Below are 23,029 nucleotides of genomic sequence, written 5' to 3' on the forward strand. Positions count from 1 at the left end.
GGGCGCCGCCCCGGGCCGCATCCCGAAGAAAAACTGACGTTACCAGTGGGCGACGATCAGGGATCGCCCGGCGCGTGTCAAATGGACCTTTGCGGCGATGGGGTCAAGTCGGCCTTTCCGCGGCCGGGTTATCCACCGGGTGCGTTTCTCGAAAAGGTGCCAAGGAACACGCACGTGTCCACCTGGTCCGTCCGCGCCGTTGTCATGCCGGGCTCAGGTGCGGAGACGACGTTCAAGAGGCCGCGCTCAGTAAACGAGCGACACCTGCTGTCCCCGGTGGCGTTCCAGGCGGCCGGCGAGTTCCAGTTCGAGCAGCACGACATGGACCGTGCGTGCCGGCAGGCCGGTGAAGCGGATCAGTTCGTCGATCTCCACGGGGGTCGGCCCGAGTGCCGACACGATGCGATCGCGGAGGCTGTCGGTCGGCTCGATCGGCTCGGGGGGCGCGGACTGGTCCGGCTCGGAGATCTCCCCCTCGAAGGGCAGGACGGGTTCGATCCGCCCGGCCAGGCTCTGGATCACGTCGCGGGCGCAGGTGATCAGCATCGCGCCCTGCTGGATCAGCCGGTTGGCGCCTTCGGAGCGCGGGTCGAGCGGCGAGCCCGGCACGGCGAAGATGTCGCGGTTCTGCTCGAGCGCAAAACGGGCGGTGTGCAGCGAACCGGAGGCCCTGGCCGCCTCGATCACCAGCACGCCGAGCGACAGGCCGGAGATCAGCCGGTTGCGGCGCGGAAAGTCGCGGCCGCGCGGCTTCCAGCCGAAGGGCATCTCGCTGATCGCACTGCCGCCGGCGTCGAGGATGCGGGCGAGCAGTCCGTCGTGCTCGGGCGGGTAGAGTATGTCGATGCCACCGGCGAAGACGGCGATCGTGCCGCCGGCAAGTGCGGCCTCGTGGGCGGCGGCGTCGATGCCGCGCGCCAGGCCGGAGACGATGACGAAGCCGTCGCCGGACAGGTCCCTGGCGAGGGTCGCGGCGATCTTGCGGCCCGAGAGCGACGCGTTGCGGGCGCCGACCACCGCGAGCGTCTTCGGGCTCGCGAGCGTTGCGTCGCTGCCGTTGACCGACAGGAGCGGCGGCGGGCCGTCGACATGGCGCAGGTGCGGCGGATAGCCGGTCTCGCCGAGGGCGACGAGGCGCGATCCGGCCCTTTCATGGGCGCGCATCTCGTTCTCGGCCTCGTGGAGGGGGCAGACGCGGATAGAGGGCTTGCCGCCGCGCCGCGACAGGGCGGGCAGGGCATCGAGCGCCCGTTCTGCCGATCCGAAGTGATTGACGAGGGCGCGGAAGGTCGACGGGCCGACGTTCTCGGAGCGTATTAGCCGGAGCCATGCCAGCCGCTGGGCCTCGCTGAGGCGCGGCGTTTTAGCAGGCTCAGGTCCCCGGCTCATGGGCCTCCGTCGGCGGTCTCCGTCTTCGGTTTCGATCGCGCGCCGATCCGGGACTCCTTGCCGGTGACCAGGCGGCGGATGTTCTCATTGTGCTTCAGCCACAGCAGCAGCGTCATCGCGAGGAACGCTTCGGCGAGTTGGACGTGCCCGAGGGCGTAGAGCAGGACGGGCGTGGCGAGGCTCGCCGTCAGCGCCGCCAGCGACGAGTAGCGGAACAGGGCGGCCATGCCGACCCAGATCGCGGCAAAGGCGAGAAAGGCCGGCCAGTGGAGGCCGAGCAGGATGCCGAGATAGGTGGCGACGCCCTTGCCGCCCCTAAACTTCAGCCAGACCGGGAAGAGATGGCCGAGGAAGGCGCCGAGACCGGCGACAAGAGCCATTTCCTGACCATAGAGGTGGCCGACAACCAGCACGGCGACGGTGCCCTTCAGCGCGTCGCCGACGAGGGTGAGGGCGGCGAGCGACTTCCTGCCGGTGCGCAGCACGTTGGTGGTACCGATGTTGCCGGAGCCGATGGTGCGGATGTCGCCGAGGCCGGCGGCGCGCGTGACGATCAGGCCGAAGGGAATCGACCCCAGCAGGTAGCCGAAGGCGAGGGCGGCGAGATAGTAGGGCCAGGCGAGGGCCCAGCTGATCGGATCCGGCACGGGATGTCTCCGGTTACGGCGGGCTCAAGCGTATTCGTAGACCGTGCGGCCTGCAACGACCGTGCGCAGCACGCGGCCGGAGAAGCGGGCGTCCTCGAACGGCGAGTTCTTGGAGCGCGAGCGGATGGCCGATTTCTCCAGCACCCAGGGCTTGTCCGGGTCGAACACGACGACGTCGGCCGGGGCGCCGCGGCTGAGGTGGCCGACGTCGAGGCCGAGCCGGTCGGCCGGGCGCGAGGTCATGCAGGCAAGCAGGGAGACGAGGTCGATGTCGCCGGCATGGTAGAGCCGCAGCGCGGCGGCAAGCAGGGTCTCCAGGCCGATGGCGCCGTCCTCGGCTTCCGCAAACGGGTGGCGCTTGGTCTCCACGTCCTGCGGATCGTGGTTGGAGACGATGATGTCGATAGTGCCGTCGGCGAGCGCGGCGATCATCGCCCTGCGGTCGTCTTCGTCGCGCAAGGGCGGCGACATCTTGAAGAAGGTCCGGTAGGGACCGATGTCGTTCTCGTTCTGGGTCAGGTGGTTGATCGACACGCCGGCGGTGACGTCGAGGCCGCGCGCCTTGGCGGCGCGGATCACCTCGGCGCTGTCGGAACAGGAGATCAGGTTGGCGTGGTAGCGCGCGCGGGTCAGCGCGGCGAGGCGGATGTCGCGCTCCACCATGATGATCTCGGCCTCGCGCGGAATACCCGGAAGGCCCTTCCAGGAGGCGTTGAGGCCCTCGTTCATGACGCCGCCGGAAAGCGTCGGGTCCTCGGTGTGGTGGACGATGAGGGCGCCGAAGTCGCGTGCGTAGGTCATCAGCCGGCGCATGGTCTGGGCGCTGGCAACGGAGCGGTGGCCGTCGGTGAAGGCGACCGCGCCGGCTTCCTTCAGCAGGCCGATCTCGGTCATTTCGGCGCCGGCCATGGCCCTGGTCAGGGCGGCCATGGGATGCACGCGCACGATCGCGGTGTCGCGGGCGCGGCGCAGGATGTAGTCGACCAGCGCCGGGTCGTCGATGACCGGGTTGGTCTCGGGCAGGGTGACGATGGTGGTGATACCGCCGGCGGCCGCCGCCTGGCTGGCGCTGGCGAGCGTCTCGCGGTGCTCGTGGCCGGGCTCTCCGACCGACACGCACATGTCGACGAGGCCGGGGCAGGCGACGGCGCCGCGGCAGTCGACGATCTCCGCACCGTAGGGGGCGCCCTGGTTGGCGGCCTCGGGACCGGCGGCGAGGACGGTGCCGTCGACGATGATGACGGAACCGGGCGCATCGAGGTTGCGCGCCGGGTCGATGACGCGGGCGTTGGCAAGCACCAGCGGTTTCGGAGTGTCGGCCACGGCGGGGTCCTCAGCTGTTGGGCAGGTGCGCGGCGAGCGCTTCCAGCACGGCCATGCGCACGGCGACGCCCATCTCCACCTGCTCGCGGATCAGGCTCTGCGGGCCGTCGGCGATCTGCGGGTCGATCTCGACGCCGCGGTTCATCGGGCCCGGGTGCATGACCAGCGCATCCGGCTTGGCGTAGGAGAGCTTTTCCGCATCGAGGCCCCAGTAGTGGAAGTATTCGCGCACCGAGGGCACGAAGGCGCCGCTCATGCGCTCGCGCTGCAGGCGCAGCATCATCACGATGTCGGCGCCGGCCAGCCCCTCCTTCATGGAGCGGAACACCTCGACGCCCATCCTGTCGATGCCGTTCGGCAGGAGCGTGGAGGGGGCGACGACGCGCACCCGCGCGCCGAGGGCATTCAGCAGGATGATGTTGGAGCGGGCGACGCGCGAATGCAGGATGTCGCCGCAGATGGCCACCGTCAGGCGGGCGATCTTGCCCTTGTGGCGGCGGATGGTGAGGGCGTCGAGCAGCGCCTGGGTCGGATGCTCGTGGGCGCCGTCGCCGGCATTGACCACCGAACAGCCGACCTTGCGGGCGAGCAGGTGCACCGCTCCGGCGGCGTGGTGGCGCACGACCAGGAGATCCGGGTGCATGGCGTTGAGCGTCGCCGCGGTGTCGATCAGCGTCTCGCCCTTCTTCACCGAGGAGGCGGCGACCGACATGTTCATGACGTCGGCGCCGAGGCGCTTGCCGGCCAGCTCGAAGGACGACTGCGTCCTGGTCGAGGCTTCGAAGAACAGGTTGATCTGGGTGCGGCCGCGCAGGACGGACTTCTTCTTCTCGACCTGCCGGCTGACCTCGACGGCCTCTTCCGCCCGGTCCAGAAGGCCAAGGATGTCCTGGGGTTCAAGGCCTTCGATGCCCAGCAGGTGGCGGTGGGGAAAGAGGCCGGCTCGATGGGGATCGTTTGCGCTCATCGAGGCAATGGCTATAGGCGGAATCGGGGGCGCCGGCAAGCGCGCGCCGGGCGGCGTGCTATCCTGTCCACAACGAAACGAATCGCGCGGCGGGAGGCTTCATGACACCGTTTGAGACCCACGAGGTGTTCAACCAGCCGCCGCGCTACGGCGGGGGCAACCTCGCCACCTCCGATCCGTTGCTGATCGCCGCCCACGGCGCGGCGCTGGACGAGGCGACCGGCGCGGCACTGGCTGCCCACGGCGCGGCCTTGGGCAGCCTCGACGTGCTCGACCTCGGCCGGCTCGCCGACGAGCATGCCCCGGTGCTGAAGACCCACGACATCCACGGGCGCCGCTTCGACGTGGTCGAGTATCATCCCGCCTATCACGCGCTGATGCGCCGCTCGGTCGAGGCAGGCCTGCACGCGGCGAGCCTCGACGACGGCCCCTGGCCGCAGACGCGCCGGGCCGGGCGCTATTTCGTCACCTCGCAGGCAGAGACCGGCCACTGCTGTCCGATCACCATGACCAATGCCGCCGGCGCGGTGCTCAAGGCCCATGCGCAGCCGGCCGAGGGGTGGCTGCCGCTGCTCCGCTCGCGCCACTACGACCAGCGCTTCGTGCCGATGGCGCAGAAGCGCGGCGTCACTTTCGGCATGGGCCTGACCGAAAAGCAGGGCGGCACGGACCTGCGCGCGATCACGACGGTGGCGGAGCCCAGCGGCGACGGGCTCTACGTTCTCACCGGGCACAAGTGGTTCCTGTCGGCGCCGATGTCGGACGCCTTCCTGGTGCTGGCGAAAACGGAGCGGGGGCCGGGCTGCTTCCTGGTGCCGCGCTTCCTGCCCGACGGCACGGTCAATGGCCTGCGCTTCCAGCGGCTGAAGGCCAAGCTCGGCAACCGCTCGAATGCCTCCACGGAGGTGGAGTTCCAGCACGCCGGCGGGCTGCTGATCGGCGAGGAGGGGCGGGGCATCGCCACCATCCTCGACATGGTGGTGCCGACGCGCATCGACTGTGCGCTGGGCTCGGCGGCGCAGATGCGCGCCGCCGTGGCGCGGGCCGTGCACCATTGCCGCCACCGGCAGGCATTCGGGGCGCGGCTCGTCGACCAGCCGCTGATGACGCGGGTGCTGGCCGACATGGCGCTCGACGTTGCAGCGGCGACGGCGCTGGCCTTCCGCCTGGTGCGCGCCGCAGACTGCATGGCCGACGACGCGGCCGAGGCGGCCTATGTCCGGCTGATGACGCCGGCAATCAAGTACTGGATCTGCAAGGCCGCGCCGCTGCTGACCTATGAGGCGATGGAGTGCCTGGGCGGCAACGGCTACGTGGAGGATTTCGACATGGCGCGGCTCTACCGCGACGCGCCGGTCAACGCGATCTGGGAGGGCTCGGGCAATGTCATGGCGCTTGATGTGCTGCGCGCGCTGGAGCGCACTCCGGCAGCGCTCGAGGCGGTGCTTGCGGAATTCGCCGGCCGGCTCGGCCGTGGCGGCGCGGCGGCGGGCGAGGTGATCGCGGCCGCGGCGCGGGCGGCGCGCGAGGACCCGTCAAACGGGCGTATCCTGACCGAACAGCTGGCCCTGACGGGTGCCGCCGCCGCTCTGCGCGCCATCGCGCCGGAGCCGGTCGCCGATGCCTTCATCGAGAGCCGGCTGGCCGGCCAGTGGCGGTCGAGCTACGGCATGCTGCCGGGGCGCCACAACGCCCGCCGGCTGGTCGAGGCGCTGTATCCGGAGGGCTGAGGCGGCTCAGGCCATGAGGACCAGCGCCAGCGGGATGGTGGCGGTCGCGAGCAGCGTCTGCAGGGTCAGGATTTCGGCCATCAGCCGGGCGTCGCCGCCCATCTGCCGGGCGAGGAGATAGGAGCCGCTGGCAGCAGGCACGGCGGTGGCGATGACCACCGCCGTCAGGGCCGGGCCCTCGACGCCGTAGAGGCCGGCGAAACCGGCGCCGAACACCGGCATGGCCAGCAGGCGCAGGGCGGTGCCGATGGCGAGTGCGGCGCCGGGCCGGCGCAGGGCGGCGAGATCCAGCCCGGCGCCGACGCAGACGATGCCGATCGGCAGCGCCGCGCTGCCGAGGATCTCCAGCGTCGACCAGGCGAAGGCCGGCAGCGGCAGGCCGGAGACGTTGAGGACGATGCCGGCGAGCGTCGACAGGATGAAGGGATTGGTGGCGAGGTCGCGCAGGACCTTCGCCGGTCCGGGCGGCGTGCCGCCGGCGTAGCGCGACAGGACCAGCACCGACAGCACGTTGAGGATCGGGATCATCGCGACGATGGCGACCGCCAGCAGGGCAAGGCCCTCCGTGCCGATCAGCTTGTCGGCAAGGGCGAGCGCGATGAAGGTGTTCCAGCGCACAGAGCCCTGGTAGATCGAGGTGAACTGCGGCCCGCCGACGCCGAGGGCGGCGGCGAGGAGCGGGCGCAGGGCGAACACCAAGACCGACATGGCGAGGATCGCGCTGACCAGGGTAGCGCCCATCGACAGCGCCGGCAGGGCCATGAAATCGGCGCGCGCCACCGTCTCGACGACGATCGCGGGAAACAGCACATAGTAGGCGATCCTCTCGATGCCGCGCCACTGCTCGCCGGTGATCAGGCCGGTCCTGGCGACGAGGTGACCGACGGCGATGACCAGGATCACCGGCAGCAGGGCGTCGAGGGTCGTCAGCACGGGGCGGCCTCAGGCGTCCGGGAGATCGCGGGAGCGGGACAGATAGCCCAGCCGGTCTAGGAAGCCCTGCAGGATGTAGGCGGCGGCCATCTTGTCGACCAGTTCGGCGCGCCGCGCCCGGCTGCGGTCGGCCTCGATCAGCGTGCGGGTGACGGCTGCGGTCGACAGGCGCTCGTCCCAGTAGGTGATCGGCAGGTCGGTCTTCTCGGCGAGGTTGCGGGCGAAGGCGCGGGTCGCCTGCACCCGCGGCCCCTCGCTGCCGTCCATGTTGAGCGGCAGGCCGAGGACGAGGCCGCCGACCCTGTGCTCGGCGCAGATCTTCAGCAGCTGTTCGGCGTCGAGCGTGAACTTTCGCCGCCGGATCGTCTCCAGCGGCGAGGCGATGCCGCGACCGAGGTCGGACAGGGCGAGGCCGATGGTTCTGGTGCCGAGATCGAGGCCGATGAGGCGTGTGCCGGGCGCGAGCGCGGCGACGAAGTCTTCCAGGGACAGGGACGGGTCGGTTGCCATCGCCCCGCTTTATCAGGCGGACCGGCGCCGCGCCAGAGCCGTGCGGGGAGCGGGCCAGCGGATTGTCCGGCGCGGCGTCTTGTTCCCGTCGCACGGCTTCCTATACTCGGCCCGACCCAGACCCCAAGGGAGGCCCATTCGACATGAAACTGACCTGGTACGGCCATTCGGCCTTTCGCATCGACATCGCCGGCGCGGCGATCCTGATCGACCCGTTCCTGTCGGGCAACCCGACCTTTCCGAAATCCCTCTCGGTCGATGCGGTCGCCGAGGGCATCACCCATATCCTGCTGACCCACGGCCACGACGACCATATCGGCGACACCGTCGCGATCGCGCAGAAGACCGGCGCTCAGCTGACCGCCAACTTCGAGATCTGCATGTGGGCGAGCGGCAAGGGTGTTGAAAACATCAACCCGATGAACTCGGGCGGCTTCGTCGACGTCGGCCCGTTCAAGGTCGGGCTGACCGTTGCGCATCATTCCTCGGCGACCAAGGCGGACGGCGACGGGCTGAAGTATCTCGGCAATCCGCACGGCGTCATCGTCGCTGCTCCCGGCGAGCCGGTGCTCTACCACATGGGCGACACGGCGCTGTTCGGCGACATGGCGCTGATCAACGAACTCTACGGACCCAAGATCGGCATTGTGCCGATCGGCGACCGCTTCACCATGGGCGCAAAGGCGGCGGCGATCGCCTGCACGCGCTTCTTCGACTTCGATACCATCGTGCCGTGTCACTACGGCACCTTCCCGATCCTCGACCAGACCGCCGACGCCTTCCTGGCCGCCATGGGCGACAAGGCGTCGACGGTCGTGGTGCCGGATCGGGGCACCGCCTTCGAGGCCTGACCGGTCGCGGCACGGCGACGGCCCCTCCCGTTGCGCGCGGGAGGGGTTTCTTCGCCTTTAAAGTTTTAAACTTGAAATAATTTCCAGCCGGTGGCAGGCTGACCCTCGAAGCGCCGTTTCGGGAGGTCAGGTCGATGAAGGTTCTGTGTCTGGGGGGCGGGCCGGCGGGGCTCTATTTCGCCATCTCGATGAAACTCCGCAACCCCGCCCACGAGGTCACGGTCCTGGAGCGCAACCGCGCCAACGACACCTTCGGCTGGGGCGTGGTGCTGTCCGACGACGCGCTGTCGCGCATGCAGAACAACGATCCGAAGTCGACCGACGCGATCCGCTCTCATTTCGCTTACTGGGACGACATCGCCGTCGTCCACGACGGCCACCGCACCGTCTCCGGCGGCCACGGCTTTGCCGGCATCGGCCGCAGGCAGATGCTGATCCTGCTGCAGGAACGGGCGCGGGAACTCGGTGTCGACATGCGGTTCCAGACCGAGTTCCGGTCGGCGGAGGACTACCGAAGGGAGTACGATCTCGTGGTTGCCTGCGACGGCATCAATTCGCTCGTGCGCAAGGAATACGAGGCCGTGTTCAGGCCGGACATCGACGTGCGCAAGTGCAAGTTCGTCTGGCTCGGCACGCACCAGAAGTTCGACGACGCCTTCACCTTCATCTTCGAGAAGACCGAGTACGGCTGGGTCTGGGCCCACGTCTACCAGTTCGACGCCGACACGGCGACCTTCATCGTCGAGTGCCTGCCCGAGACCTGGGACCGCTGGGGCTTCGAGGCGATGTCGAAGGAGGAGACAGTCGAGACCTGCCGCAGGATCTTCGAGAAGCACCTGGGCGGCCACGAGCTCATGTCCAACGCCGCGCACCTGCGCGGATCGGCGGTGTGGATGCAGTTCCCGCGCGTGATCTGCGAGCGCTGGTACCACGAGAACGTGGTGCTGATGGGCGATGCGGCGGCGACCGGCCATTTCTCCATCGGCTCCGGTTCGCGCCTTGCCTTCGACAGCGCCATTGCGCTTGCCGACTACCTCCATTCCGAGCCGAGCATGGAGGCGGCGTTCCAGCGCTATCAGGACGAGCGGCGGCTGGATGTGTTGCGGCTGCAGTCGGCGGCGCGCAACTCGCTGGAGTGGTTCGAGGAGGTCGAGCGCTATCTCGGCATGCCGCCCTACCAGTTCGCCTATTCGCTGCTGACCCGCTCGCAGCGCATTTCCCACGAGAACCTGCGCCTGCGCGATCCCGACTGGCTGAGCGCTGCCGAGGACTGGTTCCAGGACCAGGCCGGCGGTACGCCCGGACGGGCGCCGATGTTCGCGCCGTTCCGGCTGCGCGGCCTGCGGCTCAACAATCGCGTCGTGGTCTCGCCGATGGCGCAGTACAAGGCCAAGGACGGCTGCCCGACCGACTGGCATTTCGTCCACTACGCGGAGCGCGCCAAGGGCGGGGCGGGGCTCGTCTACACGGAAATGACCTGCGTCTCGCCGGAGGGGCGGATCACGCCCGGGTGCCCCGGCCTCTACGCACCGGAACACGAGGCGGCCTGGAAGCGCCTCACCGATTTCGTCCACGCCGAGACGGCGGCCAAGATCTGCTGCCAGATCGGCCATTCGGGCCGCAAGGGCTCGACCCAACTCGGCTGGGAGGAGATGGATGCGCCGCTTGTCGACGGCAACTGGCCGCTGCTGTCTGCCTCCGCCATCCCCTGGTCGGACCGCAACGCGGTGCCGAGGGCCATGGACCGGGCCGACATGGACCGCGTCCGCGACCAGTTCGTCGCCGCGACCGAGATGGCCGCACGGGCCGGCTTCGACATGGTCGAGCTTCATGCCGCGCACGGCTACCTGATCTCCAGCTTCATCTCGCCGACCTCCAACCGGCGCGAGGACGACTACGGCGGCTCGCTGGACAACCGCCTGCGCTATCCGCTCGAGGTGTTTGGCGCCATGCGCGCCGTGTGGCCGCAGGACAAGCCGATGTCGGTGCGCATCTCGGCCAGCGACTGGGTCGACGAGGCCGGCGTGACGCCGGTTGAGGCGGTGGCGATTGCCAAGCGGTTTTCCGAGGCCGGGGCGGACATCATCGACGTCTCCGCCGGCCAGACCTCGACCGAGGCACGCCCGGTCTACGGTCGCATGTTCCAGACGCCGTTCTCCGACCGCATCCGCAACGAGGCGGGGATCGCTACCATGGCGGTCGGCAATATCTACGAGCCGGACCACGTCAACTCGATCCTGATGGCCGGGCGAGCGGATCTCGTCTGCCTCGCCCGCCCGCATCTCGCCGATCCCTACTGGACGCTGCATGCCGGCGTCGCGCTGGGCGACCGGGGAACGGCCTGGCCGCTGCCCTATCTGGCCGGCCGCGACCAGGCGCTGCGGCTCGCCGAACGTACGCAGGAGGCGATCCGGGCATGACGCGTTCCGCGATGCTCTCCGGCCGTCGCGTTCTGATCACCGGGGGCGGCACCGGCGTCGGCGCCGACCTCGTACGCGGCTTCGCGGACGCGGGCGCCGAGGTCGTCGCCGCCGGCCGTCGGACCGGACCGCTCGAGGCGGTCGCGGCGCGCCATGCCGGCGTACGCGCGCTGGCCGTCGACGTCACCGACGAGGCGAGCGTCGAGGCGCTGTTTGCCGCCGCAGGCCCGGTCGACATCGTCGTCGCCAACGCCGGCGCGGCCGACAGCGCACCGTTCGCGCGCACGACGCTCGAGCAGTGGAACGCCATGCTGTCGGTCAACCTGACCGGCGTGTTCCTGACCTTCCGTGCCGGCCTGCGCCAGATGACCGGCTGGGGCCGGCTGATCGCCGTCGCCTCGACCGCCGGGCTGAAGGGCTACGGCTATGTCGCGCCCTATGCGGCGGCCAAGCACGGCGTCGTCGGTCTGACCCGCTCGCTGGCACTGGAGGTGGCGCGCCGGGACATCACCGTCAACGCGCTCTGCCCGGGCTTTCTCGGCACGGAGATGACCCAGCGGTCGGTTGTCACCATCATGGACAAGACCGGCAAGAGCCCGGACGAGGCGATGGCGGCGCTGACGGCGACCAATCCTCAGGGACGGTTGATCCGGCCCGACGAGGTGACCGCGGCGGCCCTGTGGCTGTGCGGACCGGGATCGGAAGGCGTCAACGGCCAGGCCATTGCGATCGCGGGAGGCGAACTGTGACCGATCCCCTGTCCAAGCGCCGGCTGAAGATGTGGATCCGCCTGCTCGGCGTGACCCGTCATGCCGAGGCGCATCTGCGCGAGTTCCTGCGCGTCAACCACGACACCACGCTGCCGCGCTTCGACGTCATGGCGGCGCTCTACCGGCGTCGCGAGCCGCTGACCATGTCGGAACTGTCGCGCCTGCTGCTGGTCTCCAACGGCAACGCCACCACGGTCGTCGACCGGCTGGAAAGGGACGGGCTGGTGCGCCGGGTGCCGTCCGAGACCGACCGGCGCACGGTTCACGTGTCGCTGACCGACGAGGGCCTGCGCCAGTTTGAGGGTCTGGCGGTCGACCACGAGCGCGAGGTCAACGCGCTTTTCTCCGGCCTGTCCGAAGCCGATCTCGACGCGATCACGGACATCCTGAAACGGATGAGGAAGGAAGCCCCATGACCAAGCTCGCCGGCCTTGCGCCCGTGCATTTCCAGTGGCAGGTGCGCGAGCGCATCGCCGTCGTCCGGCTCGACCGGCCGGAGCGCAAGAACCCCCTGACCTTTGACAGCTACGCGGAGCTGCGCGACACCTTCCGCGCGCTCGCCTATGCCGACGACGTCGACGTCGTCGTGTTCGCGTCCAACGGCGGCAATTTCTGTTCCGGCGGCGACGTGCACGACATCATCGGGCCGCTGGTCGGCATGGACATGAAGGGGCTGCTCGCCTTCACGCGCATGACCGGCGACCTGGTCAAGGCCATGATCGGCTGCGGCAAGCCGATCGTTGCCGCCGTCGACGGCGTCTGCGTCGGCGCCGGCGCGATCATCGCCATGGCCAGCGACCTGCGCCTGGCGACGCCCGAGGCCAGGACCGCGTTCCTGTTTACCCGCGTCGGGCTCGCCGGCTGCGACATGGGCGCCTGCGCCATGCTGCCCAGGATCATCGGCCAGGGGCGGGCGGCCGAGTTGCTCTACACCGGGCGGGCCATGAGCGCCGAAGAGGGCGCGGCCTGGGGCTTCTTCAACGCTTTGCATCCGGCCGACGTGCTCGAGGACGAGGCGTTGAAGCTCGCCGCGCGGCTCGCCGCCGGGCCGACCTTCGCCCACGGCATCACCAAGACCCAGCTGAACCAGGAATGGAACATGGGCCTCGAGCAGGCGATCGAGGCGGAGGCGCAGGCGCAGGCGATCTGCATGCAGACCGAGGACTTCGCGCGCGCCTACCGCGCCTTCGTCGCGAAGGAAAAGCCGGTGTTCGAGGGCAACTGACATGGCCGACCGCTCGTTCCTCGCCTGGCCGTTCTTCGACGACCGCCACCGCGCCCTTGCCGCGGAACTCGACGCCTGGTGCGCGGCCAACCTGCCGGTCGACCACACCGACACCGATGCGGCCTGTCGCGATCTCGTCGCGCGCCTCGGCGCGGCCGGCTTCCTGCGCCATTCGGGGGCGGAGGAGGGCGAGCGGCTCGACGTGCGCAGCCTGTGCCTGATCCGCGAGACGCTGGCGCGTCACGACGGGCTCGCCGACTTCGCCTTCGCCATGCAGGGGCTCGGCATGGGCGCGGTCAGCCTGTTCGGCACGCCGGAGCAGCGCGCCTGGCTGGCGCGCACCCGCACCGGCAGGGCGATCTCCGGCTTCGCGCTGACCGAACCGGGCTCCGGTTCCGACGTCGCCAACATCGCGACGCAGGCGCGCCCGCGCACCGGCGGCGGCTGGGTGCTCTCCGGCGACAAGACCTACATCTCCAACGGCGGCATCGCCGACGTCTATGTCGTGTTCGCCCGCACCGGCGAGGCGCCCGGCGCCCGCGGCCTGTCGGCCTTCTTGCTGCCGGCCGACGCGCCGGGTCTCGCGGTCGTCGAGCGCATCGAGGTGATCGCGCCGCATCCGCTGGCGCATCTGCGCTTCGACGACATCGTGCTGTCCGACGGCGCGCTGATCGGCCGACACGGCGAGGGATTCAGGATCGCCATGTCGGTGCTCGACGTGTTCCGCGCCACCGTCGGCGCGGCGGCGCTCGGCTTCGCGCGCCGGGCGCTCGACGAGGCGCTGGCGCGGGTCGAAAGCCGCCGGCTGTTCGGCGCGCCTCTGTCCGACCTGCAGATGGTGCAGGGCCACATCGCCGACATGGCGCTCGCCGTCGATGCCTCGGCGCTGCTCGTCTACCGCGCCGCCTGGACCAAGGACATGGGCGCCGAACGGGTCAGCCGCGAGGCGGCGATGGCCAAGCTCCACGCCACCGAGGCGGCGCAGACGGTGATCGACACCGCGCTGCAGCTGCACGGCGGCGACGGCGTGCGCAAGGGCTTCGCCGTCGAGAGCCTGTACCGCGAGATCCGCGCGCTGCGCATCTACGAGGGCGCCAGCGACGTGCAGAAGATCGTCATCGCCCGGGCGACGATCGCCGGGGGCAAGCAGGGAGCGGGCGCATGAGCGGATCGCCGCACGAATTCCTCCATCCGAAATCCTGGAAGCCGGCGCGCGGCTATTCCAACGGCGTCGCCGCGCGCGGGCGCCTCTTGTTTCTCGGCGGGCTGATCGGCTGGAACGGCGAGCAGGAATTCGAGACCGACGACTTCGTCGGCCAGGTCGCCCAGACGCTCCGCAACATCGTCGCCGTGCTGGAGGAGGGCGGCGCGCGGCCGGAGCATCTGGTGCGCATGACCTGGTACGTCACCGACAAGCAGGCCTATCTCGACAACCTCGCCGGGCTCGGCGCCGCCTACCGCGACATCCTGGGCAAGCACTATCCGGCCATGGCCCTGGTCCAGGTCGCGGCGCTGGTGGAGGACCGGGCGCTGGTCGAGATCGAGGCGACCGCCGTGGTTCCGGACACGGAAGACTGACAACCGGCAGCCGGCGACGGGGGGCACATCCCGCGACCGGCCGCCGTCGCATCCAGGGGAACAGATGATGATCACACTGCCGCCGCTCGGGCCGAGCGCCCATGTCGACACCTTCACGCGTGACAACCTGCCGCCGTTCGCGCAGTGGCCGGCGATGCCGCTCGACGGCTTCGACTATCCCGACCATCTCAACGCCGCGGTCGAACTGACCGACCGCATGGTCGAGAAGGGTTTCGGCGACCATGTGGCGCTGATCGGCAACGGCCGCCAGCGGACCTACAAGGAACTGTCGGACTGGACCAACCGCATCGCCCACGCCCTGGTCGAGGACTACGGCGTCAAGCCGGGCGAGCGCGTGCTGATTCGTTCCGCCAACAATCCGGCCATGGTCGCCTGCTGGCTGGCGGCGACCAAGGCCGGCGCCGTGGTGGTCAACACCATGCCGATGCTGCGCGCCGGCGAACTGTCCAAGATCGTCGACAAGGCCGAGATCGGCCTTGCCCTGTGCGACACGCGGCTGATGGACGAATTGGTCGCCTGCGCCAAGGGCTCGGCGTTCCTGAAGAAGGTGATCGGGTTCGACGGCACCGCCAATCACGACGCCGAACTCGACCGCATAGCGCTCGGCAAGCCGGTGCGCTTCGAGGCGGTCAGGACCGGGCGCGACGACGTCGCGCTGCTCGGCTTCACCAGCGGCACCACCGGCGTGCCCAAGGCGACGATGCATTTCCACCGCGACATCCTGATCATCGCCGACGGCTATGCCAGGGAAGTGCTCGGGGTGACTCCCGACGACGTCTTCGTCGGCTCGCCGCCGCTCGCCTTCACCTTCGGCCTCGGCGGGCTCGCGGTGTTCCCGCTGCGCTTCGGCGCCGCCGCAGCGCTGCTGGAAAATGCCACGCCGCCCAATCTGATCGAGATCATCCAGAAGTACCGCGCCACCATCTGCTTCACCGCACCAACCGCCTACCGGGTCATGCTGAAGGCGATGGACGAGGGCGCGGACCTGTCCAGCCTGCGCGCCGCCGTTTCGGCCGGCGAGACCCTTCCGGCGCCCGTCTACGAGGAGTGGATGGCCAGGACCGGCAAGCCGATGCTCGACGGCATCGGCGCCACGGAAATGCTGCACATCTTCATCACCAGCCGCTTCGGCGACAGCCAGCCCGCCTGCACGGGCCGACCGGTAGCCGGCTACGAGGCGCGCATCGTCGGCGACGATGGCGCCGAACTGCCGCGCGGCGAGGTCGGCCGGCTGGCCGTGCGCGGGCCGACCGGCTGCCGCTATCTCGCCGACGAACGGCAAGCGAACTACGTCCAGAATGGCTGGAACATCACCGGCGACGCCTTCTGGCAGGACGAGGCGGGCTATTTCCATTTCGCCGCGCGCAACGACGACATGATCGTCTCGGCCGGCTACAACATCGCCGGACCGGATGTGGAGGCCGCGCTGCTCGCCCATTCCGACGTGCTCGAATGCGCGGTGATCGGCGCGCCGGATGCCGACCGCGGCCAGATCGTCGAGGCGCATGTTGTGCTGGCGGCAGGCGTCGCGCCCGACGAGGCGACGGTCAGGCGGCTGCAGGACCACGTCAAGGCGGTGATCGCGCCCTACAAGTACCCGCGCCGGGTCGTCTTCACCGACGCCCTGCCGAAGACCCAGACCGGCAAGATCCAGCGGTTCCGCCTACGCGAGGAGGCGTAAAGCCCTCAGTCGGCCGCCGGCGACAGGCGCGGCAGCGTCCTGGCCAGATACTCGGCGAAGGCGGCTGCAGCCGGGCCGGGCGGGCGGTCGCGGGCCTGCAGCAGCATGATCTCGCGGCTGATCGACGGCTCGCGCAAGGGGGCTGCACGCACCGCCATGCCGCGCATGGCCGCCCGCGCATAGCCGGGCAGCACGGCGACGCCGAACCCGGCCTCGACCAGGGCCAGCGCGGTGGCGATCTGATTGACCTCGTGGGTCGGGCGCAGCGCGAGGCCGGCCGTCTCGAAACCGAGTTCGGTGACCAGGCGCAGGCTGCTTGCCCGCGTCAGCGTGATCACCGGCCGATGCTCGAGGTCCCGCCAGGTCCGCGCCGGCGCCTCGTCGCAACCACAGAACAGCATCATCTCGTCGCGCAGGATCGGCCTGAGCTCCAGATCGGGCTCGCCGGGCTGGAAGGTGCCGATGCCAAGGTCGGCCTGTCCGGAGCGCACCCGCGCGACGATTTCCTCGGTGCCGACGTCGGCCAGCGCGCAGGTCAGCTCCGCATGGGCCGCGAGAAAGCCGGCGAGCGCCTGCGGCAGCACGGTCGCGGCGAGCAGGGGCGGGGCGGCGACGCGCAGGTGGCCGCGGCGCAGGCGGGCGAGATCGCGCGCATGCAGGAAGGCGTTGTCGAGTTCCTCCAGCCCCTTGGCGACGCGTTCCTGCAACAGCCGGCCAGCTTCGGTCAGGTCGACCCGCCGGGTGGTGCGGTCGAACAGGCGCAGCGCCAGCGCGGCTTCCAGGTCGCGCACGGCCTGCGATAGGGCCGGCTGGGTCGAGCCGATCCGCTCGGCGGCACGCGAGAAGCTGCCGTGTTCGGCGACGGCGAGAAAGGCTTCGATCTGGCGCAGGCTTGGACGCATGATTTATCCCTATTTCTTATCAATAAATAAGATAAATCATGATTGTTGTATAGGTTTGCCGGTGTTTAACTCGTTCCCGAATGGGGGACGCCGTGGACGCGATGTGGCACACCAAGGCATGGATCGGACGGGAGATGCCCCGGCGCGAGGATCTGCGCCTTGTCACCGGCCAGGGTCGCTACGTCGACGATCTGGCGCCCGACGGCTGCCTGACCCTGGACATCCTGCGCAATCCGTTTGCCGCGGGCCGCATCGTGGACCTCGACGTTGAGGCCACGCGCGCTGCACCGGGCGTGCGTCTGGTGCTGACCGCCACGGATCTCGCCGGCCTCGGCGCCTCCGCTATCAACCCGCTGCTGCCGGGCGGCGAGGCGGTGCCGATGCAGGTGCTGGCCGATGGCGTCGTCCGCGCCCTCGGCCAGGGCGTCGTTGCCGTCGTCGCCGACAGCCGCGAGGCGGCGCGCGACGCGCTCGAACTCGTTTCGCTCGATGTCGAGGAGGTGCCGGCCGCGACGCGGACGGTGCTTCGCCACCGCTGGGGCGCCCCGGTCGCCGCTTCGGGGAACTCTGCCCCGGCGGCCTGCGGGCGGGCCGTCTCGGTGCGCGTCGAGCACGCCCTGGTCGCGCCTTTCGCGCTGGAGCCGCGTGCCGCCCTGGCCGTGCCCGACAGCGACCGGCTGACGGTGTGGCTGTCGACCCAGACGCCGCAGCGGTGCCGCGACGATCTAGCCGCCATGCTCGGCCTTGAGCGCGACCGCATCCGCGTCGTCGCCCCCGACGTCGGCGGCGCCTTCGGCGGCAAGGCGTCGCTCATGCCCGAGGACGTGCTGGTCGCCTGCGCCGCCCTGCGCCTCGGCCGGCCGGTCAAGTGGTGCGCGACGCGGTCCGAGGAGATGCAGGCCGCCACCCAGGGCCGCGGCGCGGTCACCTCGGCGACGCTCCAAGTCGACGCCGAGGGACGGGCGTGCGCGCTTAAGGCCGATCTCGACTATCCGCTCGGCCACTGGATGCCCTATTCGGCGCTGGCGCCGGGCCGCAATGCCGGCCGCATCCTGCCCGGCCCCTACGATATTGCCGCCGTCGACGTGGCGCTCCAGGCGCACCTGAGCGCGGGGCCGGCGGTCAACATCTATCGCGGCGCCGGCCGGCCCGAGGCCACGATGCTGATGGAACGGCTGATGGACCGTGCGGCGCAGGCGCTCGGGCTCGATCCGCTGGAGATGCGCCGGCGCAACGTCACGCCGGCGTCCGTGCTGCCGCGCATGACGCCGACCGGCGAGCGGCTGTGCTCGGGCGACTTCGCGGCCCTGCTCGACCGGCTTGCGGCGGAAACCGGCTACCAGGAAAAGCGCGTTACGCAGGCGCGCCGGCGCGCGGCAGGCGAGATCGTCGGTCTCGGCCTCGGCCTCTACATCGAACCCTGCGGCCAGGGATGGGAAACGGCCGAGGTCCGGCTGATGGGCGACGGCACGATCGTCGCCGCGACCGGAGCGAGCGCCCAGGGGCAGGGGCGGGAGACCGCCTTCGCCCAGATCGTCGCCGATACGCTCGGCATCGAGCCGCAGGCGGTGCGCGTCGTCGCCGGCGACACTGATGCGGTGCCGGAGGGGATCGGCGCGCTGGCCAGCCGGTCGACCGCGATCGGCGGCTCGGCCATGCTGCTCGCGTGCCGGACGCTGGTGACCCGGGCCGTTCGAAAGGCGGCCGCGCTGCTCGGCTGCCGCGAGGATGCGCTCGATGTCGGACCCGGCGGGCTGATCGCGCCCGGCGGGACGCTGCTCGTCTGGCGCGAGCTCGCCGCGCGGCTCGGCGCGCCCGACGCCGTCGTGCTGTCGGCGAGCGAACGCTACGAGGCGCCTGGCGAGGCCTGGGCGTCGGGTGCCGTGCTCGCCGAGGTCGCCATCGAGGCGGACACCGGCACGATTGCGGTCGAGGCCATCACCTGGGTCGACGACGCCGGCACGATGGTCAATCCGCTGCTCGCCGAGGGCCAGCTCATCGGCGGCCTCGCCCAGGGCCTCGGCGCGGCGCTGATGGAGCGGGTGGTCTACCGCGACGGCCAACTGCTCACAGGCTCGCTGATGGACTATGCCCTGCCGCGCGCCGCCGACATGCCACCGGTGCGGATCGTAAGTCAGCCGACGCCTTCGCCGGCCAACGCGCTCGGCGTCAAGGGCGTCGGCGAGGCCGGCTGCATCGGCGTGCCGGCCGCGCTGCTGAACGCCGTCCAGGATGCGCTGCTGCCGTTCGGCGCCCCCGATCTCTCGCTGCCGCTGACCTCTGAAAAGGTCTGGCGGATCATCACAGGACTTGAGCCATGAACTATTCCCGCAAGGACGCCAAATCCCATGCCTTCGCGGCCATGCGCGGCATCTGGGCCGCAGCGCTGACGCCGTTCCGCGACGACCTGTCGATCGACGAGGACGGCTTTCGCGCCAACATGAACCACTGGATCGAGGACCTCGGCATCGACGGCTTCTTCATCGCCGGCAAGCAGGGCGAGTTCTTCTCCATGTCGGTGGACGAGCGCAAGCGCTGCTTCGACCTGGCCGTCGCGGCGGCGGCCGGCCGGGCGCAAACGATCATGTCGTGCTCCGATCAGAACATGGACGTCGTCATCGATCTCGCGCGCCACGCCCAGGCCTGCGGCGCCGACTACATCGTCGTCCACGCGCCGGTGCTGCATTTCTTCAAGGCCCAGGACGAGACGCTGATCCGCTACTACGAGACCATCGCCGCCAAGGTCGACATCGGCATCGCGCTGTGGTCGCATCCCGACAGCGGCTACCTGATGAGCCCGGAGCTGTGCAACCGGCTGGCCGATATCGAGACCGTGGTGGCGATCAAGTATTCGGTGCCGCGCGAGATGTACGTGCGCCTGACCGCGATGGCGCGCGACCGTATCATCGTGTCGACCGCCTCGGAGGAGGAATGGCTCGACAACATCCTGGAGCTCGACTGGCGGCTCTACCTGTGCTCGTCGCCGCCCTACCTGATCCAGACTGCGGCCGACCGGCGCATGCGCGCCTACACCGACCTTGCCTTCGCCGGCCGCGCCGGGGAGGCGCGTGCCGTGCGCGACAGCCTCGAGCCGGTGCGCCGCGCGCTCAAGCACACGCGCCCGCCCGAGAAGCCGCACGCGCACCAGAAATACTGGCAGGAGCTTCTGGGCCAGACCGGCGGAAGGGTTCGCCCGCCGCTGCTGGAACTCACCGAAGAGGAAAGACGCGCAACCCGCGCGGCGTTTGACGCCTGCGGCCTGAAGACCGCATGATCGCAGCCCCGAAAGGAGAACGAGGATGTCCCGACTGTCCGCCTTCAACTTCCAGAAATGGATCGACGAGCACAAGCACCTGCTCAAGCCGCCGGTCGGCAACCAGCTGGTGTTCAAGGATGCCGATCTGATGGTCACCGTCGTCGGCGGGCCGAACAAGCGCACGGACTACCACGACGATCCGGTCGAGGAATTCTTCTACCAGCTCAAGGGGGACATGCTGCTCAAGGTCTACGACGGCAAGGAGTTCTACGACGTGCCGATCCGCGAGGGCGACGTGTTTCTGCTGCCGGCGCACGTGCGCCACTCGCCGCAGCGGCCGCAGGAAGGCTCCATCGGCCTGGTCATCGAGCCCGCGCGGCCCGAGGGTGCGCTCGACGCGATCGAATGGTACTGCTTCGAATGCCAGCACCTGGTGCATCGCGCCGAGGTCGACCTGGAGAGCATCGTCGACGACCTGCCGCCGATCTACAAGGCGTTCTACGCCGACGAGAACGCGCGCACCTGCCCGAACTGCGGTGCCGTGCATCCCGGCAAGGAGCCGCCGGCGGGCTGGGTGAAACTGTAAATATTTTAGACTTGAAATATCTGCGCGGAGGCGACAAGCTGGCCGCAATCAAGAATGCCGAACGGCGTTGATAGAGAGGGGAACAGGATGATGATGAAGACGCTTATGACCGCCGCCAGCCTCGTTGCGATGATGACGGGCGCCGCGCTGGCCCAGGATCCGCTGAAGATCGGCATGATCACGACGCTGTCGGGTCCGGCCGGCTATCTCGGCCAGGACATCCGCGACGGCATGCTGCTGGCGATCGAGATGGAAGGCGGCAAGCTCGGCGGCGTGCCGGTCGAGCTGGTCGTCGAGGACGACGGCCTGAAGCCGGGCAACGGCCGGCAGATCGCCGAAAAGTTCATGAACGACGACGGCATGAAGCTCCTGACCGGCATCGTGTTCTCCAACGTTGCCGGCGCCACCGTGCCCGACATCGTCGACAACGGCGCGATCTACATCAGCCCGAACGCCGGCCCGTCGAACCTCGCCGGCTCCGAGTGCCATCCGAACTACTTCGTCGTCAGCTGGCAGAACGACGCCCTGCACGAGGCTGCCGGCGCCGCCGCCAAGCAGCTCGGCTTCAAGAACGCCTTCGTGCTGGCGCCCAACTACCAGGCCGGCAAGGACGCCATCACCGGCTTCAAGCGCACCTTCGGCGGCGAGATCGCCGGCGAGATCTACACCCAGCTCGACCAGACCGACTTCGCCTCGGAAATGGCCCAGATCCGCGCCGCCAATCCGGAGGTGGTGTTCCAGTTCCATCCCGGCGGCCTCGGCATTGCCTTCCTCAAGCAATACGCCCAAGCCGGCCTGATCGGCCAGATCCCGATGGTGCTGTCCGAGCCGTCGACCGACGCGGTCGTGCTCGGCGCGGTCGGCGAGGCGGCGATCGGCATCCACGCCACCGCCCACTGGAACCGCGACTTCGACAACGCCGCCAATGCGGAATTCGTCAAGGCGTGGGACGAGAAATACGGCCGGCCGATTACCTACTACGGCTCGCAGGGCTACGACACCGCCAGGCTGATCGCCTCGGCGCTGGCCAAAACCGGCGGCCTCGACGACATCGACGCGTTCCGCGAGGCGGTGCGCGCGGCCGATTTCGAGAGCGTGCGCGGCGACTTCAAGTTCGGCCCGAACCAGCACCCGGTGCACGACTGGTACCTGCTCGACATCGTCGCCGGGCCGGACGGCAAGCCGATGGCCGTAACCAAGGAAAAGCTGCTGGACGACTACGGCGACGCCTACGCCGACCAGTGCAAGATGTAATCTCCGCACGCAGGGCCGGGGGTCAGCGCCCCCGGCCGCACCATGTCTGACACGGTTTATCGGGCGGGCGGATGATCCTCGTTCTCGAACAGATCCTGAATGGCCTGCAGTACGGCGTCATGCTGTTCCTGCTCGCAGCCGGGCTGACCCTGATCTTCGGCATCATGGGGGTCATCAACCTGGCACACGGGTCGCTCTACATGGTCGGCGCCTATGCCGGCACCTGGGTTGCGGCCGAGACCGGCAGCTTCTGGCTCGGCCTGCCGGCGGCGTTGGCGGCGGCGGCTGTCACCGGGCTCGCTATTGAGGCGGCGGTGGTGCGCCGGCTCTATGCGCGCGACCATCTCGACCAGGTGCTCGCCACCTTCGCCCTGATCCTGACCTTCAACCAGTTGATCGTGATCGGCTTCGGCCGCCAGCCGGTGTTCACCATGCTGCCCGAGGCCTTCGCCGGCTCGATCGAACTCATCCCCGGCCTGCACTATCCGCCCTACCGGCTGCTGATCATCGCCGCTGGCCTGCTGGTCGCGGTCGGGCTGTATTTTCTCATCAACCGCACCCGCATCGGCATGCTGGTGCGGGCCGGGTCGACCAACCGCGAGATGGTGCGTGCGCTCGGCGTCGACATCCGCCTGCTCTACACGGTCGTCTTCGGCCTCGGCGCACTGCTCGCGGGCCTCGCCGGCTACATGGCCGGCCCGATCCTCGCCGTGCAGGTCGGCATGGGCGAGCAGATCCTGCTCGCCACATTCGTCGTCGTGGTCATCGGCGGCGTCGGCTCGATACGCGGCGCCTTCGTCGCCGGCATCGTGCTCGGCATCGTCGACACCTGCCTGCGCGCCTTCCTGCCGGGCCTGCTGCGCCAGGTGATGGCGGGGCCGGAGGCAGACGCGCTCGGCATCGGCATCTCCTCCATGGGCATCTATCTGCTGATGGCGCTCGTCCTGCTGATCCGGCCCAAGGGCCTCTTTGCGGCGGGGTCGTGA

General features: G+C 69.6%; 21 protein-coding genes. 14 read left to right on the forward strand and 7 right to left on the reverse strand.

Annotation, left to right across the window (positions count from 1 at the left end):
- Nucleotides 1-246: 246 nt before the first annotated feature.
- The 4 genes from dprA to SL003B_RS09365 are packed head-to-tail and all read right to left on the reverse strand — an operon-like array spanning nt 247 to nt 4,326.
- Entirely contained in the window at nt 247-1,389 is a 1,143-nt protein-coding gene (gene dprA / locus SL003B_RS09350; RefSeq protein WP_013652591.1) for a DNA-processing protein DprA, read from the reverse strand.
- Nucleotides 1,386-2,036 (reverse strand): glycerol-3-phosphate 1-O-acyltransferase PlsY, encoded by a 651-nt coding sequence (plsY, locus tag SL003B_RS09355; RefSeq protein WP_013652592.1) that lies wholly within the window; start codon nt 2,034-2,036, stop codon nt 1,386-1,388. Before plsY ends, dprA begins: the two co-directional genes overlap by 4 nt.
- A 24-nt stretch (nt 2,037-2,060) precedes the next feature.
- Complete coding sequence (locus SL003B_RS09360; RefSeq protein WP_013652593.1) at nt 2,061-3,359, reverse strand: dihydroorotase; 1,299 nt, start codon at nt 3,357-3,359, stop codon at nt 2,061-2,063.
- 10 nt (nt 3,360-3,369) lie between these two features.
- Nucleotides 3,370-4,326 (reverse strand): aspartate carbamoyltransferase catalytic subunit, encoded by a 957-nt coding sequence (locus SL003B_RS09365; RefSeq protein WP_013652594.1) that lies wholly within the window; start codon nt 4,324-4,326, stop codon nt 3,370-3,372.
- Nucleotides 4,327-4,427: 101 nt separating this feature from the next.
- Here SL003B_RS09365 and SL003B_RS09370 point away from each other — a divergent pair, with 101 nt between their 5' ends.
- Nucleotides 4,428-6,056, forward strand: a complete 1,629-nt coding sequence (locus SL003B_RS09370) for an acyl-CoA dehydrogenase family protein (protein WP_013652595.1) — start codon at nt 4,428-4,430, stop codon at nt 6,054-6,056.
- A 6-nt stretch (nt 6,057-6,062) separates the two neighbouring features.
- On the opposite strand, the gene SL003B_RS09375 is transcribed toward SL003B_RS09370, so the two are convergent.
- The gene (locus SL003B_RS09375; protein ID WP_013652596.1) at nt 6,063-6,989 is read right to left on the reverse strand and encodes an AEC family transporter; all 927 of its coding nucleotides are present in this window, start codon (nt 6,987-6,989) and stop codon (nt 6,063-6,065) included.
- Between the two features lie 9 nt (nt 6,990-6,998).
- On the reverse strand, nt 6,999-7,499 hold the full coding sequence (ruvX, locus tag SL003B_RS09380; RefSeq protein WP_013652597.1) for a Holliday junction resolvase RuvX: 501 nt from the start codon (nt 7,497-7,499) through the stop codon (nt 6,999-7,001).
- Nucleotides 7,500-7,642: 143 nt separating this feature from the next.
- Between ruvX and SL003B_RS09385 the strand changes: the two genes are divergently transcribed.
- The 8 genes from SL003B_RS09385 to SL003B_RS09420 all read left to right on the forward strand — a co-directional run bounded on the left by SL003B_RS09385 (nt 7,643) and on the right by SL003B_RS09420 (nt 16,045).
- Nucleotides 7,643-8,350 (forward strand): metal-dependent hydrolase, encoded by a 708-nt coding sequence (locus SL003B_RS09385; RefSeq protein ID WP_013652598.1) that lies wholly within the window; start codon nt 7,643-7,645, stop codon nt 8,348-8,350.
- A 134-nt stretch (nt 8,351-8,484) separates the two neighbouring features.
- A complete protein-coding gene (locus tag SL003B_RS09390; protein WP_013652599.1) occupies nt 8,485-10,770 on the forward strand; it encodes a bifunctional salicylyl-CoA 5-hydroxylase/oxidoreductase in 2,286 nt (761 codons plus the stop codon).
- Complete coding sequence (locus SL003B_RS09395; RefSeq protein WP_013652600.1) at nt 10,767-11,519, forward strand: SDR family NAD(P)-dependent oxidoreductase; 753 nt, start codon at nt 10,767-10,769, stop codon at nt 11,517-11,519. The genes SL003B_RS09390 and SL003B_RS09395 overlap by 4 nt, the downstream gene beginning before the upstream one ends.
- Nucleotides 11,516-11,956 carry a MarR family winged helix-turn-helix transcriptional regulator gene (locus SL003B_RS09400; protein WP_013652601.1) on the forward strand — a complete coding sequence of 147 codons (441 nt, stop codon included), beginning with the start codon at nt 11,516-11,518 and terminating at the stop codon, nt 11,954-11,956. The genes SL003B_RS09395 and SL003B_RS09400 overlap by 4 nt, the downstream gene beginning before the upstream one ends.
- Nucleotides 11,953-12,765, forward strand: a complete 813-nt coding sequence (locus SL003B_RS09405) for an enoyl-CoA hydratase family protein (RefSeq protein WP_013652602.1) — start codon at nt 11,953-11,955, stop codon at nt 12,763-12,765. The genes SL003B_RS09400 and SL003B_RS09405 overlap by 4 nt, the downstream gene beginning before the upstream one ends.
- Nucleotide 12,766: 1 nt before the next feature.
- Complete coding sequence (locus SL003B_RS09410; RefSeq protein ID WP_013652603.1) at nt 12,767-13,930, forward strand: acyl-CoA dehydrogenase family protein; 1,164 nt, start codon at nt 12,767-12,769, stop codon at nt 13,928-13,930.
- Complete coding sequence (locus tag SL003B_RS09415; RefSeq protein ID WP_013652604.1) at nt 13,927-14,343, forward strand: RidA family protein; 417 nt, start codon at nt 13,927-13,929, stop codon at nt 14,341-14,343. The genes SL003B_RS09410 and SL003B_RS09415 overlap by 4 nt, the downstream gene beginning before the upstream one ends.
- Nucleotides 14,344-14,410: 67 nt before the next feature.
- Nucleotides 14,411-16,045 carry an AMP-binding protein gene (locus SL003B_RS09420; RefSeq protein ID WP_013652605.1) on the forward strand — a complete coding sequence of 545 codons (1,635 nt, stop codon included), beginning with the start codon at nt 14,411-14,413 and terminating at the stop codon, nt 16,043-16,045.
- A gap of 5 nt (nt 16,046-16,050) precedes the next feature.
- On the opposite strand, the gene SL003B_RS09425 is transcribed toward SL003B_RS09420, so the two are convergent.
- Nucleotides 16,051-16,947: a LysR family transcriptional regulator gene (locus SL003B_RS09425; RefSeq protein WP_013652606.1), complete on the reverse strand. Its 897-nt coding sequence runs from the start codon at nt 16,945-16,947 to the stop codon at nt 16,051-16,053.
- Nucleotides 16,948-17,048: 101 nt separating this feature from the next.
- Between SL003B_RS09425 and SL003B_RS09430 the strand changes: the two genes are divergently transcribed.
- From SL003B_RS09430 to SL003B_RS09450, 5 genes are all read left to right on the forward strand, one after another.
- Nucleotides 17,049-19,268, forward strand: a complete 2,220-nt coding sequence (locus SL003B_RS09430; protein ID WP_013652607.1) for a xanthine dehydrogenase family protein molybdopterin-binding subunit — start codon at nt 17,049-17,051, stop codon at nt 19,266-19,268.
- On the forward strand, nt 19,265-20,221 hold the full coding sequence (locus tag SL003B_RS09435; RefSeq protein WP_013652608.1) for a dihydrodipicolinate synthase family protein: 957 nt from the start codon (nt 19,265-19,267) through the stop codon (nt 20,219-20,221). Before SL003B_RS09430 ends, SL003B_RS09435 begins: the two co-directional genes overlap by 4 nt.
- Before the next feature lie 25 nt (nt 20,222-20,246).
- Nucleotides 20,247-20,789: a 3-hydroxyanthranilate 3,4-dioxygenase gene (locus SL003B_RS09440; protein WP_013652609.1), complete on the forward strand. Its 543-nt coding sequence runs from the start codon at nt 20,247-20,249 to the stop codon at nt 20,787-20,789.
- A 90-nt stretch (nt 20,790-20,879) separates the two neighbouring features.
- The gene (locus SL003B_RS09445; RefSeq protein ID WP_013652610.1) at nt 20,880-22,043 is read left to right on the forward strand and encodes an ABC transporter substrate-binding protein; all 1,164 of its coding nucleotides are present in this window, start codon (nt 20,880-20,882) and stop codon (nt 22,041-22,043) included.
- 71 nt (nt 22,044-22,114) lie between these two features.
- A complete protein-coding gene (locus tag SL003B_RS09450) occupies nt 22,115-23,029 on the forward strand; it encodes a branched-chain amino acid ABC transporter permease (protein ID WP_013652611.1) in 915 nt (304 codons plus the stop codon).

The organism is Polymorphum gilvum SL003B-26A1 (assembly GCF_000192745.1).
In the GTDB taxonomy this organism is placed as follows: Bacteria; Pseudomonadota; Alphaproteobacteria; order Rhizobiales; family Stappiaceae; genus Polymorphum; species Polymorphum gilvum.

Excerpts from the sequence above, each read along its gene's own strand:
- SL003B_RS09440 (WP_013652609.1), top strand. The coding sequence starts at position 20,247 with ATGTCCCGACTGTCCGCCTTCAACTTCCAGAAATGGATCGACGAGCAC.
- SL003B_RS09425 (WP_013652606.1), bottom strand. The coding sequence starts at position 16,947 with ATGCGTCCAAGCCTGCGCCAGATCGAAGCCTTTCTCGCCGTCGCCGAA.
- SL003B_RS09405 (WP_013652602.1), top strand. The coding sequence starts at position 11,953 with ATGACCAAGCTCGCCGGCCTTGCGCCCGTGCATTTCCAGTGGCAGGTG.
- SL003B_RS09390 (WP_013652599.1), top strand. The coding sequence starts at position 8,485 with ATGAAGGTTCTGTGTCTGGGGGGCGGGCCGGCGGGGCTCTATTTCGCC.
- SL003B_RS09385 (WP_013652598.1), top strand. The coding sequence starts at position 7,643 with ATGAAACTGACCTGGTACGGCCATTCGGCCTTTCGCATCGACATCGCC.
- SL003B_RS09410 (WP_013652603.1), top strand. The coding sequence starts at position 12,767 with ATGGCCGACCGCTCGTTCCTCGCCTGGCCGTTCTTCGACGACCGCCAC.
- SL003B_RS09445 (WP_013652610.1), top strand. The coding sequence starts at position 20,880 with ATGATGAAGACGCTTATGACCGCCGCCAGCCTCGTTGCGATGATGACG.
- SL003B_RS09450 (WP_013652611.1), top strand. The coding sequence starts at position 22,115 with ATGATCCTCGTTCTCGAACAGATCCTGAATGGCCTGCAGTACGGCGTC.
- SL003B_RS09430 (WP_013652607.1), top strand. The coding sequence starts at position 17,049 with ATGTGGCACACCAAGGCATGGATCGGACGGGAGATGCCCCGGCGCGAG.
- SL003B_RS09435 (WP_013652608.1), top strand. The coding sequence starts at position 19,265 with ATGAACTATTCCCGCAAGGACGCCAAATCCCATGCCTTCGCGGCCATG.
- SL003B_RS09395 (WP_013652600.1), top strand. The coding sequence starts at position 10,767 with ATGACGCGTTCCGCGATGCTCTCCGGCCGTCGCGTTCTGATCACCGGG.
- SL003B_RS09370 (WP_013652595.1), top strand. The coding sequence starts at position 4,428 with ATGACACCGTTTGAGACCCACGAGGTGTTCAACCAGCCGCCGCGCTAC.
- dprA (WP_013652591.1), bottom strand. The coding sequence starts at position 1,389 with ATGAGCCGGGGACCTGAGCCTGCTAAAACGCCGCGCCTCAGCGAGGCC.
- SL003B_RS09420 (WP_013652605.1), top strand. The coding sequence starts at position 14,411 with ATGATCACACTGCCGCCGCTCGGGCCGAGCGCCCATGTCGACACCTTC.
- SL003B_RS09365 (WP_013652594.1), bottom strand. The coding sequence starts at position 4,326 with ATGAGCGCAAACGATCCCCATCGAGCCGGCCTCTTTCCCCACCGCCAC.
- ruvX (WP_013652597.1), bottom strand. The coding sequence starts at position 7,499 with ATGGCAACCGACCCGTCCCTGTCCCTGGAAGACTTCGTCGCCGCGCTC.
- SL003B_RS09415 (WP_013652604.1), top strand. The coding sequence starts at position 13,927 with ATGAGCGGATCGCCGCACGAATTCCTCCATCCGAAATCCTGGAAGCCG.